The organism is Pseudoxanthomonas koreensis, from assembly GCF_010093225.1.
Classification (GTDB): Bacteria; Pseudomonadota; Gammaproteobacteria; order Xanthomonadales; family Xanthomonadaceae; genus Pseudoxanthomonas; species Pseudoxanthomonas koreensis.
Window position 1 is genome coordinate 1 of sequence record NZ_PDWM01000088.1, and the last position, 739, is coordinate 739.

Sequence of the window (739 nt, forward strand, 5' to 3'; positions counted from 1 at the left end):
GGGCGGGGGCACAGGCGATGGTTGCCGTTGTCCAGATGCCGGGTCGCCCATGAATGGGGCTCCTACAAGGGTCTCGTTTGTGATGCGGTGCTAGCGTGCGGGGATGGAATGGACGGCTTTCGACCTGCCGGATGCGGACGTGCGCCTGGCCCGGGGCTGGCTGGGGGCGGACGAGGCAGCGTCGCTGTTCGAGGCGCTGTTGCGCGACGTGCCGTGGGAAGTGCACCGGATCCGCATGTTCGGCCGGGAAGTGGCTTCGCCGCGGCTGAGCTGCTGGATCGGCGATGCGGGTGCGGCCTACCGGTATTCAGGCAGCCTGTTCCAGCCTCGGCCCTGGCTGCCGGCACTGGCCGGATTGCGCGACCGCCTGCAGCGCGAGCTGGGGCATTCGTTCAACAGCGTGCTGGCCAACCGCTACCGCGACGGCCGCGACGCGATGGGCTGGCATGGCGACGACGAGCCGGAGCTGGGGCCGCGGCCGCTGATCGCCTCGCTGAGCCTGGGGGCGAGGCGGCGGTTCCTGCTGAAGCATCGGCGTGACGCTGATGCGCGGCTGGTGCTGGAACTGGAGCCGGGCAGCCTGTTGCTGATGGGCGGGGAGACGCAGCGGTGCTGGAAGCATGCGCTGCCGCGCACGGCCCGGCCGGTGGGCGAGCGGATCAACCTCACCTTCCGCCATGTCCTCCGTCGCTGATCGCGCCCTCCTGTAGGAGCCCACTTCAGGGGGCGACCCGACGCC

General features: G+C 70.6%; 1 protein-coding gene. It reads left to right on the forward strand.

Annotated features, from left to right (window positions below; genetic code table 11):
- Positions 1–103: 103 nt before the first annotated feature.
- Positions 104–694, forward strand: coding sequence for an alpha-ketoglutarate-dependent dioxygenase AlkB family protein (locus tag CSC64_RS13825; RefSeq protein WP_162435909.1), 591 nt, complete (start codon positions 104–106; stop codon positions 692–694).
- Positions 695–739 lie beyond the last annotated feature (45 nt).